This is a genomic window from Bacillus sp. WC2507 (assembly GCF_052656125.1).
In genome coordinates, this window is sequence record NZ_JBQXPN010000001.1 from 1,985,773 (window position 1) to 1,999,150 (window position 13,378).

Annotated in this window: 14 protein-coding genes and 1 pseudogene; 12 read left to right on the forward strand and 3 right to left on the reverse strand. The window is 34.6% G+C overall.

What is annotated here, in order from left to right:
• Window positions 1-154 precede the first annotated feature (154 nt).
• From ACUN28_RS10620 to ACUN28_RS10645, 6 genes are all read left to right on the forward strand, one after another.
• Window positions 155-913: an exodeoxyribonuclease III gene (locus ACUN28_RS10620; protein ID WP_016086685.1), complete on the forward strand. Its 759-nt coding sequence runs from the start codon at window positions 155-157 to the stop codon at window positions 911-913.
• Window positions 914-1,213: 300 nt separating this feature from the next.
• Complete coding sequence (locus tag ACUN28_RS10625) at window positions 1,214-2,179, forward strand: iron-hydroxamate ABC transporter substrate-binding protein (protein WP_016086686.1); 966 nt, start codon at window positions 1,214-1,216, stop codon at window positions 2,177-2,179.
• A gap of 27 nt (window positions 2,180-2,206) precedes the next feature.
• Window positions 2,207-3,214, forward strand: a complete 1,008-nt coding sequence (locus ACUN28_RS10630) for a FecCD family ABC transporter permease (protein ID WP_016086687.1) — start codon at window positions 2,207-2,209, stop codon at window positions 3,212-3,214.
• Window positions 3,207-4,229, forward strand: a complete 1,023-nt coding sequence (locus ACUN28_RS10635) for a FecCD family ABC transporter permease (RefSeq protein ID WP_016086688.1) — start codon at window positions 3,207-3,209, stop codon at window positions 4,227-4,229. Before ACUN28_RS10630 ends, ACUN28_RS10635 begins: the two co-directional genes overlap by 8 nt.
• Window positions 4,230-4,243: 14 nt before the next feature.
• A complete protein-coding gene (locus ACUN28_RS10640; protein ID WP_016086689.1) occupies window positions 4,244-5,065 on the forward strand; it encodes an ABC transporter ATP-binding protein in 822 nt (273 codons plus the stop codon).
• Window positions 5,066-5,081: 16 nt separating this feature from the next.
• Window positions 5,082-5,900 (forward strand): alpha/beta hydrolase, encoded by an 819-nt coding sequence (locus tag ACUN28_RS10645; protein WP_016086690.1) that lies wholly within the window; start codon window positions 5,082-5,084, stop codon window positions 5,898-5,900.
• Window positions 5,901-5,937: 37 nt separating this feature from the next.
• Here the strand turns inward: ACUN28_RS10645 and ACUN28_RS10650 are convergent, their stop codons facing one another.
• Window positions 5,938-6,627: a class I SAM-dependent methyltransferase gene (locus ACUN28_RS10650; RefSeq protein WP_016086691.1), complete on the reverse strand. Its 690-nt coding sequence runs from the start codon at window positions 6,625-6,627 to the stop codon at window positions 5,938-5,940.
• A gap of 153 nt (window positions 6,628-6,780) precedes the next feature.
• On the opposite strand from ACUN28_RS10650, the pseudogene ACUN28_RS10655 reads away from it, so the two are divergent.
• The 6 genes and pseudogenes from ACUN28_RS10655 to ACUN28_RS10680 all read left to right on the forward strand — a co-directional run.
• Window positions 6,781-7,305: pseudogene (locus tag ACUN28_RS10655) on the forward strand (cation diffusion facilitator family transporter); the annotation flags it as partial.
• Between the two features lie 259 nt (window positions 7,306-7,564).
• The gene (locus tag ACUN28_RS10660; protein WP_016086693.1) at window positions 7,565-7,792 is read left to right on the forward strand and encodes a hypothetical protein; all 228 of its coding nucleotides are present in this window, start codon (window positions 7,565-7,567) and stop codon (window positions 7,790-7,792) included.
• Window positions 7,793-8,083: 291 nt separating this feature from the next.
• On the forward strand, window positions 8,084-8,386 hold the full coding sequence (locus ACUN28_RS10665) for a metal-sensing transcriptional repressor (RefSeq protein ID WP_000349637.1): 303 nt from the start codon (window positions 8,084-8,086) through the stop codon (window positions 8,384-8,386).
• A 203-nt stretch (window positions 8,387-8,589) separates the two neighbouring features.
• Window positions 8,590-8,796 carry a copper chaperone CopZ gene (gene copZ / locus ACUN28_RS10670; protein WP_016086694.1) on the forward strand — a complete coding sequence of 69 codons (207 nt, stop codon included), beginning with the start codon at window positions 8,590-8,592 and terminating at the stop codon, window positions 8,794-8,796.
• A 95-nt stretch (window positions 8,797-8,891) separates the two neighbouring features.
• On the forward strand, window positions 8,892-11,309 hold the full coding sequence (locus ACUN28_RS10675) for a heavy metal translocating P-type ATPase (RefSeq protein WP_016086695.1): 2,418 nt from the start codon (window positions 8,892-8,894) through the stop codon (window positions 11,307-11,309).
• Window positions 11,310-11,479: 170 nt separating this feature from the next.
• Window positions 11,480-11,959 (forward strand): GNAT family N-acetyltransferase, encoded by a 480-nt coding sequence (locus ACUN28_RS10680; RefSeq protein ID WP_016086696.1) that lies wholly within the window; start codon window positions 11,480-11,482, stop codon window positions 11,957-11,959.
• 19 nt (window positions 11,960-11,978) lie between these two features.
• On the opposite strand, the gene ACUN28_RS10685 is transcribed toward ACUN28_RS10680, so the two are convergent.
• Together ACUN28_RS10685 and ACUN28_RS10690 are read right to left on the reverse strand one after the other, a co-directional pair.
• A complete protein-coding gene (locus tag ACUN28_RS10685; protein WP_001043904.1) occupies window positions 11,979-12,251 on the reverse strand; it encodes an HU family DNA-binding protein in 273 nt (90 codons plus the stop codon).
• Window positions 12,252-12,393: 142 nt separating this feature from the next.
• A complete protein-coding gene (locus ACUN28_RS10690; protein ID WP_016086697.1) occupies window positions 12,394-13,209 on the reverse strand; it encodes a formate/nitrite transporter family protein in 816 nt (271 codons plus the stop codon).
• Window positions 13,210-13,378 lie beyond the last annotated feature (169 nt).

Here is a 13,378-nt window from a genome sequence, read left to right on the forward strand (position 1 = left end):
AGAACATCACCCCTGAAATTAGTATAACCTGAATAATGTACGTATGTATGCATTCACAAATGTAAGAGCAAGATTACAAAGGTGAAAATATGATTGTTTTTCTATTTTGTGATAGCATGAAATTTGGAAATAAACATCAAGAGGAGGGCTATAAATGAAGTTCATTTCATGGAATGTAAATGGTTTGCGTGCAGTTATCGCAAAAGGTGGATTTTTAGAATATCTCGAGGAATCCAATGCAGATATATTTTGCCTACAAGAGATTAAATTACAAGATGGGCAAATTGATTTAAATCTAGAGGGATATTATACATATTGGAATTATGCTGTGAAAAAAGGATATTCAGGGACGGCTATTTTTTCGAAAAAAGAACCGCTTTCTGTTACTTATGGTTTAGGCATTGAAGAGCATGATCAAGAAGGACGAGTTATTACTTTAGAGTTCGAAGATTTTTACATGATAACGTTATATACACCAAATTCAAAACGAGGATTAGAACGATTAGATTACAGAATGAAATGGGAAGATGATTTCCGGGCATATATTAAACGATTAGATGAGAAGAAACCAGTTATTTTTTGCGGTGATTTAAACGTTGCTCATAAAGAAATCGATTTAAAAAATCCGAAAAGTAATCGTAAAAATCCTGGGTTCTCTGATGAAGAACGAGAAAAGTTTACACGTATTTTAGAAGAAGGATTTATTGATACGTATCGTTATCTGTATCCTGATCAGGAAGGCGCATATTCGTGGTGGTCGTATCGTATGGGAGCGAGAGCAAAAAATATTGGATGGCGTTTAGATTATTTTGTTGTTTCCGAGAGAATGAAAGAACAAATAACAGAGGCGAAAATTAGTAGTGAAGTAATGGGATCAGACCATTGCCCGGTTGAATTACATATAAATTTCTAAAAAAAGAAGTATTCCCCTAACATTAGGCGGATACTTCTTTTTTAATTCAGTTTGTTAAAATTTTTCAAATCTTTCTTGAAATAATTGCATATTAAATATATACTTAGTAACGATAATCATTATCAATGAAAAGGATTATCAATGGATGAGGTGTAAAAGAATTATAGCTTAGGGGAAGTGAACGAGAATGAGTTCTGGATAGAATTATTAATCTAATGAAATATATATGTAAGACAAGTTTCATATAGTTAAATTTTATTGAGAATATAGTTTTGAAAATTCGAGAGGAGATATATAAAGATGAATAAGAAGTTATTTACATTAGGGATGGTTACAGTTTTAAGTGTAGGACTTGCAGCATGTAATAGTGCGGATAAGACTTCAGGCGAGCAGAAGCAGCAGACAAAAGCTACGGAAACGAAAAAAGACGAAAAACGAAAAATTACATATTTAGGTAAAGAATATACAGTACCAGCAAAAGTAGATAAAATTGCGACAGCTAGTTTAGAGTCAATGGAAGATGCAGCAGTACTTGGAATTAAACCAGTTGGTGCCATTACTGTTGGTGGTAAATTACCGAAGTATCTTGAGAAAGATTTAGAAGGTGCGAAATCTGTTGGTGAGAAAATGGAACCAAATTTCGAAACATTACTGCAATTAAAACCAGATGTTATTACATCAAGTACGAAATTCCCAGCAGAAACAGCTGAAAAATTTACGAAAGTAGCTCCGACATTCCCTGTATCGCACGTTTCAACAAATTGGGAAGATAACTTAAAGCTAATGGGAGAATTAACTGGTAAAAAAGATAAAGCAGAAAAAATTATTAAAGATTACAATACGGATGCTGAAAAAGCAAAAGCAAAACTAGGAGATAAGTTAAAAGACAAAAAAGTACTTGTACTCAGACTAAGAGCAAACGAATTATTCTTATATCCAGAAGGAGTATACTTCAACCCGGTAATTTATAAAGATCTTGGGCTAACTGCTCCAGAACAATTGAAAACTGTAAAAGCACAAGAGAAAATTTCATTTGAAAAACTTGCTGAACTTAACCCGGATTATATTTTCTTACAATATGAGACAACTGAAAATAAAAACCCGAAAGTGCTAGAAGAAATTGAAAAGAATCCAATTTGGCAAAGTATGAATGCTGCGAAAGAAAAGAAAGTATTTGTAAACGTTGTAGATCCAATGGCACAAGGTGGTACTGCTTGGAGTAAAACAGCATTCTTAAAAGAAGCAGTGAAAAGTTTATCTAAATAATACAATAAGTAAGGTGCGTTGAATGATATGCAGAAAACAAATGCAGTACCAGTGACTATATTATGTATAGCACCCATACTCATCTTATTTACAGTTATACTTTCTATTTTGTATGGGGCGAAAAGTATTGATGCTGAAACAGTGTGGAACGCATTATTTCATTTTGATTCAAGTGATGTAAATCATAATATTATTATTACTTCACGTTTACCAAGGGTAGTTGCAGCTCTTTTAGTCGGAGCATTTCTAGCCATATCAGGAGCACTTATGCAGGGGATGACAAGAAACTATCTTGCATCCCCTTCTATTATGGGTGTGACGGATGGGGCAGCCTTTGTTATTACACTTTGTATGATTTTCCTTCCAGGAATGTCATCTATTGGTATGGTGATATGTTCAATGATTGGTTCTGCACTAGGAGCCGGTATCGTGTTTGGTTTTGGTTCGCTCCTTCAAAATGGCTTATCACCAGTTAGGTTGGCGATTATCGGAACAGTTATTGGAACATTTTTAAGCAGTGTATCTGCTGCAATGGCTTCATATTTCCAAATTTCTCAAAATGTTAGTTTTTGGTTTAATGCAAAGTTAGACCAAGTGGATCCTAATATCATTAAAATCACGATACCGTTTGGGATAATTGGAATAATTTTAGCGTTGTTAATATCAAAATCTATTACCATTCTTTCTTTAGGAGAAGAAGTTTCTATTAATCTAGGGCAGCGTACAAAACTAGTTAAAGCGATGGCAATTTTATCAGTTATCTTTTTAACAGGAACAGCAGTTGCTTTAGTAGGGAAAGTTGGTTTTGTAGGTTTAATTATTCCGCACATTACTCGCTTTATAATTGGGGTAGATTATAAGTGGATTTTGCCATGTGCAGGCGTTATTGGCGGCGTTTTTTTAGCATTATGTGATATTTTAAGTAGATTTGTAAACTATCCATTTGAAACACCAATTGGAGTCGTCACCTCCTTAATTGGAATTCCTTTCTTCCTTTATTTAATCCGTACAAGAGGAGGAGAGAGACATGCTTAAAAGTTCAAGTCAACGTTTTGGAATGACGATGGGGATTATTATATTTTTAATACTATGTGCTATTTATATTAGTTTAACGAATGGTACGTTTGACATTACGATTACAGATGTATTTAAAACACTCTTTAGAATAGATCCAGTACCAGACCATGATTTAGTTATTTTTGAGTTTCGTCTTCCTCGTATCGTAATTGCTGGATTAGTAGGATTAGGCCTAGGCGTTGCAGGTGCTGTAATTCAAGGGATTACGAGAAATGGATTGGCAGACCCAGGTATTTTAGGAGTAAATGCCGGAGCAGGAACAGCAATCGTCATTTTTATGTTTTTCTTTCAAGGACAATTAAAGAGCACAGACTGGGTTTCTATTATGATGATGCCAATGTTTGGTTTAGTCGGTGGATTAGGTGCAGCTATCATCATTTATCTGTTTTCTTGGAAAAACGGTAAGTTAGATTCGCAGCGTCTTTTATTAACAGGGATTGCAATTGGATCAGGATTTGGAGCATTTTCTATGTATTTATCACTCAAAATGAAGTCAACTGATTTCGAGATGGCCGCAGTTTGGGTGTCAGGAAGTATATATAATGCAAACTGGAAGTATATTATTGCTATGTTGCCGTGGCTTATCATATTAATTCCGCTTATACAAAAGAAAGCTTATTTATTAGATTTATTTCAATTGGAAGAAACGAGTATTACAAGTTTAGGTGTTTCAGTAGAAAGAGAGAAATCTATTTTACTACTAAGTAGTATCGGACTTGTAAGTGCATGTGTTGCAGTTTCAGGAAGTATTGGTTTCATTGGTTTAATGGCACCGCATATAGCGAAAAGACTTGTTGGTATTCAGCATAAGCATATCATTCCTACGTGCGGAGTAATCGGAATGTTCCTTGTAATAGCTTCAGACTTTATTGCAAAAACAATTTTTACCCCTGTAGAGTTACCTGTTGGGATCGTTATTTCTATTGTCGGTGTACCGTATTTCTTATATTTACTTTATAAGGCGAAAGCGTAAGAGGAGGAATAAAAGTGAGTATTTTAAGTGCAAAAAATTTAGAAACGAGTTATGAAAAGCTTACAGTGTTTCGCGATTTAAATGTGGAAATACAAGAAGGAAAAGTAACGACAATTATAGGGCCAAACGGGTGCGGTAAATCGACACTGTTAAAAACAATGGGAAGAATTTTAAAGCAAAAGAGCGGTAAAGTATATTTGCAAGGACAGGATTTAAATACAATTCCAACGAAAGAAATTGCGAAGCAGTTAGCTTTACTCCCGCAAACTCCAATTGCACCAGGAGAACTTAAAGTGGAAGAATTAATTTCTTATGGACGCTATCCACATCGAAATAACGTAAATAAGTTAACTTCAAAAGATAAAGAGATGATTGACTGGGCATTAGATATAACGAAAACTTCTGCATTTCGAACGAGACAAATTGCAAATTTATCAGGTGGTCAAAGACAAAAGGTATGGCTAGCGATGGCTTTAGCACAAGAGACAGAAGTGTTACTACTAGATGAACCAACTACATATCTCGATATGTCTCATCAATTAGATGTATTACAAATTGTGGAGAAGTTAAATAAAGAACATAATTGTACGGTTGTTATGGTACTGCATGATATTAACCATGCAGCAAGGTTTTCAGATGAAATTATTGCAATGAAGGAAGGGGAAATCGTTACAACTGGTAGCCCAGAAGAAATCATTACAAATGAAGTGTTAAAAGAAGTATTTCATATTGATGCGCGCGTCATGGTTGATCCGTATAATGGGTCTCCTGTTTGTTTTGGATACGATAGCGTTGTATCTCAAGAAGAGAAAGTAGAAATATATGTAACGAGTTAAGAAGGGGGGATATAAGATGAATACTACTATTGAAAAACAGCAGATTATAACATCTAATACAGAGCAGTGGAAAATGTATTCAAAACTAGAAGGCAAGGAATATCAAATTCATATTTCAAAGCCAAGGCAGCCAGCACCAGAGTCAGGATATCCTGTTATATACGTATTAGATGGCAATGCCTTTTTTCAAACATTCCATGAAGCGGTTAAAATACAATCAGTTAGAGCAGAAAAAACAGGTGTTTCACCAGCTATTATAGTAGGTATTGGTTATCCAATTGAAGGGGCATTTTCAGGTGAAGAAAGATGCTATGATTTTACGCCTAGCATAATTTCAAAAGATGCGCCTTTAAAACCAGATGGCAAACCGTGGCCTAAAACAGGGGGAGCGCATAACTTCTTTACTTTTATAGAAGAAGAACTGAAGCCTCAAATCGAAAATGATTTTGAGATTGATAAAGGAAAACAAACGTTATTTGGGCATTCGCTAGGTGGTTTATTTGCTTTACATATACTATTTACAAACGTAAATGCCTTTCAAAATTATTTTATTAGTAGTCCATCTATTTGGTGGAATAACCAATCTGTACTTGAAAAAGAAGAGAATCTTATAAATGAATTAAACAGTGCCAAGTTTGAAACGGGAGTATTTCTTACAGTTGGGTCACTAGAACGAGAGCATATGGTTGTAGGGGCAAACGAATTGTCAGAGCGCCTTCTCCAAGTAAAACACGATCAGTTTAGATTTACGTTTTATGAGGCTGAAGGGGAGAACCATGCATCTGTTGTGCCGACTTCTTTAAGTAAAGGGTTAAGGTTTATTAGTCACGTATAGAAGAGGGAAAAGGTAAGCAATTGCTTACCTTTTTTTCTTATTGTTTAAAAGCAACGTATCCATCAATTAAAAAACTAGTGAAAAAGCGAGTGATTTGAGTAAAGCCACATTCCTCCATAATAGTTAGTAGATTTGTTTCGGAAATAGGAAATATTTCTGTTTCAAAAGAATTTTCAAATCGGTCCCAATCTTTTAATGGGATTTGATTTTGCATCATATGGTTGCGCCAAGCATTTAATTGTGCAGAAAACATACTTGTATGGGGTATACTATTTATTGAAGAGAGAAAGAATGGAGCACCGGGCTTTAAGCGACTACTAATTTCATTAAGTAACTCTTGTTTCTCTTTCAAAGTTGGGATGAAGTGAAGAACAAGCATACAAGTAGCAGCGTCAAATAATGGATTGGTTAATAATGAATGAACAGTTCCATGTACAAAGTGAATTTGATTTTGTATGCTTTCGTTTTCAATTCTTTTTTTAGCTAACTGTAGCATGCTTTCAGATGGATCAACACCTGTAAAAGATAAGTTGCTATTTTGTTTCCCTATTGAGAGAATTTCTTGTCCACCACCAGCACCTATTACTAGTAAATTTGGATTCATATTTTCTTTAGGGAATGTAGTAAGTAGAAAATGATTCATCATGTCATAAAGGGTAAAATATCCAGGGATTTTCAACGGAATTGTTCGTTCATACGTATGTACAGTACAATCATTCCAGCTCATTTTTTAGCCTCCTCTTTTACAATAAAGTTTCACTTTATTATGAAATGGAATGGTTAGAGGAAACAATCCCATAAATCTGGGGGGAATAAAGATGATTTATGAACAAGCAACGAAAGAAATAACAGTGTTAATGAAAAGCGAGAGTTCAACTAGACAATTGGTTTACTAGCAAATTTAATTAGTGCATGGGCACTTATGAGACAAGGTGATGTAAAAAATAACGTGAATTTACGTAGCGCGTATTTACATGTTCTTGGAGATGCTTTAGGATCAGTGGGAGCATTAGTTGCGGGTGCACTTATGTCATTATTCTCATGGTATATTGCAGATCCAATTATTTCAGTAGTTGTAGCTTTATTAATTTTAAAGAGCGCGTGGGGAGTAACAAAACATTCCATTCATATACTTATGGAGGGTACACCAGTTGCAATTGAACTAGAGAAAGTGAAGCAAGCGATTAAAGGAGTAGAAGGTGTACGTGATTTACATGACCTTCATATTTGGACAATTACATCTGGATTAGATGCATTAAGTGTCCATGTAATGATTGATAAAAAACAGGATGATCAAGAAGTACTTCAACATATTATTGATATGCTAAAAAAAGAGTTCCATATTGAACATGCTACAATTCAAATTGAAACACTGAACATTAAACATAATGAAATGATTGTCTAATAAAATGTAAACAAAAGGCTATGGGGAAATTCTCCATAGCCTTTTGTTTGTGCAAGTAGAATTGTCCTTTTTGAAAGTTTTGTTTCAACTTTTCGTCTAAAGAGACAAAAAGTTGTCACAATTCGGTCACAATTAGCATAAACATAAAATAGACGAAATGAACTTATTTCCAAAAAGGCTTGATTCATTCCGGTCATGATTAGGAGAGCTGAAAAAGCACGGATTAAAAGTTCACTATATTCTCAAGGAGGTAGATCGTATGAAAACTATTCTTGCTATCGCTGGGCTTATTTGGGTTTTATCACATGGCATTCCAATTTATGAAGGAGAACAAATTCGCAGTGCTTTGAATAAAAATTTTGATGAATATCATGTTATTGATCGGCAAGATAATGTTGTGACAGTTCGTGTAAATGACTGTTTTCATACGGTAACCGTTGAAGGAACTTCAGTAGTGAATGATACAAAAGTGTGTGATCAGCAATAATTATATATAAGAAGAAAGAAGCCTCAATTTACACGTGTGAAAATTGAGGCTTTTATATTTGTGGATGAATAATAAGTGGGGATGGACAATCCCCGCTTATTATTGTTTTTTGAAAAAAGGAAAGGGTATCATGATAATTGAGACTGAGAAGCTAATAAGTTGTTAAGAATAAGCATAAAGCGTAAATATACTCTTATGGGGTATCATACGTAGATATTTAATGCTATAATTGGTATACTCGTAAAAGCAATTGTTTTATTGGATGAAGAGAAACTTTAAGAAGGTGATAATATGGATCATAAAGAGCATGAAGCAGTAACACATAGATCAGAAAAAGAAAAAGAACAAATTATAAATAGATTAAAGAGAATTGAAGGGCAAGTCCGCGGTATTCAAAATATGATTGAAAATGATCGTTATTGCGTGGATATTTTAGTGCAAATTTCAGCGATTAATGCAGCGATGAAAAAAGTAGGAATGGGTGTATTAAAAAACCATACAAGTCATTGTGTTTCAGGTGCCATTAAAAATGGTAATGGTGACGAAGCAATTGAAGAATTAATGACAGTATTTGAACGTTTTTCAAAAGCGTAAAAACAAGCTAGTATGTAACTGGCTTGTTTTTTTGTTTACCTTTATACAGGATTTCGGGGTATTGGTGCGAAAAAGTGTATGCAAAATAAACTTTTGAAAAATAATTGAAAAATCATGATATAAAACCATTGATTACCTTAGGGGGGTATGGTAAGATGTAATTGTGATTAACAAACAATGAAGAAACAAGAGGAGGATTTTAAATGGAACAGTTAACATTACAAGTTGAAGGTATGTCTTGTGGACATTGTGTAAATTCTATTGAAAGCAGTGTAAAAGAACTAAACGGTGTTGAACAAGTGAAAGTTCAATTAGCAGAAGGAACTGTTGAAGTTACTATTGACTCATCAGTTGTAACGTTAAAAGATATCATTGCTGTAATTGAAGATCAAGGATACGATGTTCAATAATTATTTTTAGATATGGAAATAAATCGTACTTTATAGGAAGTACGATTTATTTTGCTAATAATTATACCTTATGAGGGTATATAGAGGTGAGAGATATGAATGAACAAAAAGAGGCTAATCTTCAAATATCAGGAATGACATGTGCGGCATGTGCGAATAGAATTGAAAAAGGCTTGAAAAAAGTAGAAGGTGTTCATGATGCAAATGTAAATTTTGCACTTGAAAAAACAAAAATAATGTATGATCCCCAAAAAACAAATCCACAACAATTTAAGGAAAAAGTTGAATCGTTAGGATATGGAATTGTAAGTGATAAAGCTGAGTTTACTGTTTCTGGGATGACATGCGCAGCATGTGCGAATAGAGTAGAAAAGCGTTTAAATAAGTTAGAAGGCGTGAACGGAGCGACAGTAAATTTCGCTTTGGAATCGGCTACAGTAGATTTTAATCCTGATGAAATTCATGTAAATGAAATGAAGAGTGCAATTACGAAATTAGGATATAAATTGGAAGTGAAATCAGATAAGCAAGATGGATCAACTGATCATCGCTTACAAGAAATTGAGCGACAAAAGAAGAAATTTATCATTTCTTTTATTTTATCATTCCCGTTACTGTGGGCAATGGTAAGTCACTTCTCATTTACATCGTTTATTTATTTACCTGATATGCTTATGAACCCTTGGGTGCAGCTAGCTCTTGCAACTCCAGTTCAGTTTATCATTGGTGGGCAGTTTTATGTTGGAGCTTATAAAGCGTTACGTAATAAAAGCGCCAATATGGATGTTCTCGTTGCACTTGGAACGTCTGCAGCGTATTTCTACAGTGTGTATTTAAGTATTCAATCAATTGGTTCTTCAGAACATATGACAGACTTGTATTTTGAAACGAGCGCAGTACTGATTACATTAATTATTTTAGGTAAATTATTTGAGGCGAAAGCAAAAGGACGCTCATCAGAGGCAATTAAAAAATTAATGGGATTACAGGCGAAAACTGCTACTGTTGTACGAGATGGAACAGAAATAAAAATTTTAATTGAAGAAGTGGTAGCTGGTGATATCGTTTATGTAAAACCTGGCGAAAAAATCCCGGTAGATGGGGAAATTGTAGAAGGAAAGTCAGCAATAGATGAATCGATGTTGACAGGTGAAAGTATTCCAGTTGATAAAACAATTGGGGATGTAGTAATAGGTTCTACAATAAATAAAAATGGGTTTTTAAAAGTGAAAGCAACTAAGGTAGGAAGAGATACTGCATTAGCTCAAATTATTAAAGTAGTAGAAGAGGCTCAAGGCTCAAAAGCGCCTATTCAAAGGGTAGCAGATCAAATTTCAGGTATTTTCGTACCGGTTGTAGTTGTGATTGCAATTATCACATTTGCAGTGTGGATGCTATTTGTTACACCTGGTGATTTTGGCGGAGCACTTGAGAAAATGATAGCCGTACTTGTTATCGCTTGTCCATGTGCATTAGGTCTTGCAACGCCTACATCTATTATGGCGGGATCAGGAAGATCGGCTGAGTATGGTATTTTATTTAAGGGCGGGGAGCATTTAGAAGCAACGCATCGATTAGACACAGTTATTTTAGATAAAACAGGCACTGTGACAAATGGGAAGCCGGTGTTAACAGATGTAATCGTAGCAGATGGATTCCATGAAGAGGAAATACTACGTTTAGTAGGTGCGGCAGAAAAAAACTCTGAACACCCACTTGCAGAAGCGATTGTAGAAGGAATTAAAGAAAAGAAAATTGATATGCCAAGTTCAGAAACGTTTGAAGCGATTCCGGGATTCGGTATCGAATCAGTTGTAGAAGGGAAACAATTATTAATTGGTACACGTCGACTAATGAAGAAATTCGATATTGATATTGAAGAAGTTTCTAAATCAATGGAAGAGCTAGAACGAGAAGGAAAAACAGCAATGCTTATTGCAATCAATAAAGAATATGCTGGTATAGTGGCTGTTGCAGATACTGTAAAAGATACTTCAAAAGCAGCTATCGCAAGACTTAAGAAAATGGGTCTAGACGTTGTTATGATTACAGGAGATAACAGACAAACTGCTCAGGCCATCGCTAAGCAAGTTGGTATTGATCACGTAATTGCAGAAGTATTACCAGAAGGAAAAGCAGAAGAAGTGAAAAAACTCCAAGCGCAAGGTAAGAAAGTAGCAATGGTTGGAGATGGAATAAATGATGCTCCTGCTCTTGCAACGGCGGATATCGGTATGGCAATTGGAACAGGAACAGATGTAGCGATGGAAGCGGCAGATATTACGTTAATCCGTGGTGATTTAAATAGTATTGCTGATGCAATCTTTATGAGTAAGATGACGATAAGAAATATTAAGCAAAATTTATTCTGGGCACTAGCTTATAACGGCTTAGGAATCCCGATTGCAGCGTTCGGTTTCTTAGCACCTTGGGTTGCAGGAGCGGCGATGGCATTTAGTTCTGTATCGGTCGTATTAAATGCATTACGATTGCAAAGAGTGAAATTAAAATAATAAGACTTTAAATCTATAGAGTAATTGAATATGCTTTTATCCAAAAAACAATACTTTGAAATAAGTATTGTTTTTTGTTCATATAGAAAGAAAAAAGATATAATAAAGCAGAAATATTGAATACTAGATGGTAGAAAAGTTAAATGATAGTTTAGTAAGGAGGTTCATAAATGTTAAAAGGTACGATCATTAGAACATTCCATAAAGAGGATTTAGAACAAGTATTACATGTATTCTATGAAACAGTTCATACAATTAATGCAAAAGATTATAACGTATTACAGTTACAGGCATGGGCACCAGATCGACTAGATAGAGAAAGTTGGTTAAAGTCTTTAGAAAAGAATATTAGTTATGTAGCGGATCATAATGGTGTGATAGTGGGATTTGGGGATTATAATGATGAACATTACGTAGATCGTTTATTTACGCATAAAGATTATCAAGGGAAAAGGATAGCCTCATACATACTACAGAAGTTAGAAAAAGAAGCAGTGATCTTGGGGCATAGGGAGATCTATACAGAGGCGAGTATTACAGCAAAACCTTTCTTTGAAAGTAAAGGTTTTATTTGCATAAAGGAACAAAAGAAACAGCATAATGGTCAGATTTTTATTAATTATGTAATGAAAAAAATAGCCCTCTCGTAAACGAGAAGGCTATTTTTCATTATTTTACAGCTTCTTTTAGTTCTTTACCAGCTTTGAAAGCAGGTACTTTAGAAGCTGCGATTTGCATTTCTTCACCAGTTTGTGGGTTACGGCCTGTACGAGCAGCTCTTTCGCGAACTTCGAATGTACCGAATCCGATAAGTTGTACTTTTTCACCAGCAGCTAAAGTGTTAGTGATTGATTCTACTACAGTTTGTACAACTACAGTAGCTTCTTTTTGAGAAATCTCAGCATTTTGTGCTACGTTTTTAATTAATTCTGTTTTGTTCATGTTTTTCACCTCATATGTAAATAATGCTATTTAAGTTGTTATTATAACGTATAAAACATTCGAGAACAAGTGTACGCACATATATTCGTAAAAAAAATGAAATTTGTAATATTTTTTGAGAGCCACTGTATAGACAGTTAATTTAAGCGGATACAGATTTTTTCTTTAATGCAGTTTGCTCTTTATTGGAAGGGAGTTTCTTATTATAGGATATGAAATAAGGTAATGCTACAAACAACATGCCTCCTACTAAGTTTCCAAAGAAAACAAAAATGAAGTTTGGAAAGTATTCACTCCAAGTTAACCGACCGGCAAAAATTACAGCTGGGATAACAAACATATTGGCTACAACGTGTTGAAATCCAATCGCAACAAAAGTCATAACTGGGAACCAAATGCCGATAATCTTTCCGATAAATTCTTTACTTCCCATACTGAGCCAAACAGCCAAACAAACGAGCCAATTACATCCGATTGCAGAAATGAAGGCTTGCAGTGGTGTATCTTGTAGTTTAGCTTGCGCAATAGAAACTGTTTTCGCTAAAAAAGCGCCCTCTGTTAATCCAACGATATGACCGAAAAAATAAGCAATGAATATAGCACCTATGAAGTTGCTAAACGTAACCATAACTAAATTTCGTATGAAGTGAAATAAGTCAATTTTTTTGTGGAGCCACGCCATTGAAACGGTCATCATATTGCCAGTTACTAACTCACCACCTGCAAGAATAACGAGTATAAGACCGATTGGGAATACAGCGGCGCCTAGAAAACTAGTAAATGATCCCCAAGACTTTGGCATTGTTCCAATAACATGAATATCGAGTAAATACCCTAATGCTATGAAAGCACCACCAAAAAAACCGAGAATTAACATAGGGAGTAATGATAAATGAGCTTTTTTTCTTCCGGAATTAGCAGCAAGTTCCGTAATTTCTTCTGGTGTAAATACAGACATGAATAATCTCTCCTTAATAAGATGATGAAATGAATAGATGTAATATTTCTAAGAATCTACGTATTATAAAAATATGTTATGACTTCTGTATAAATTTGTCAAAGTGAATGGAGATAGAATTGGATATAACTAACAATGTTCGTGTTGTCACATTAATGTAACAATAAGG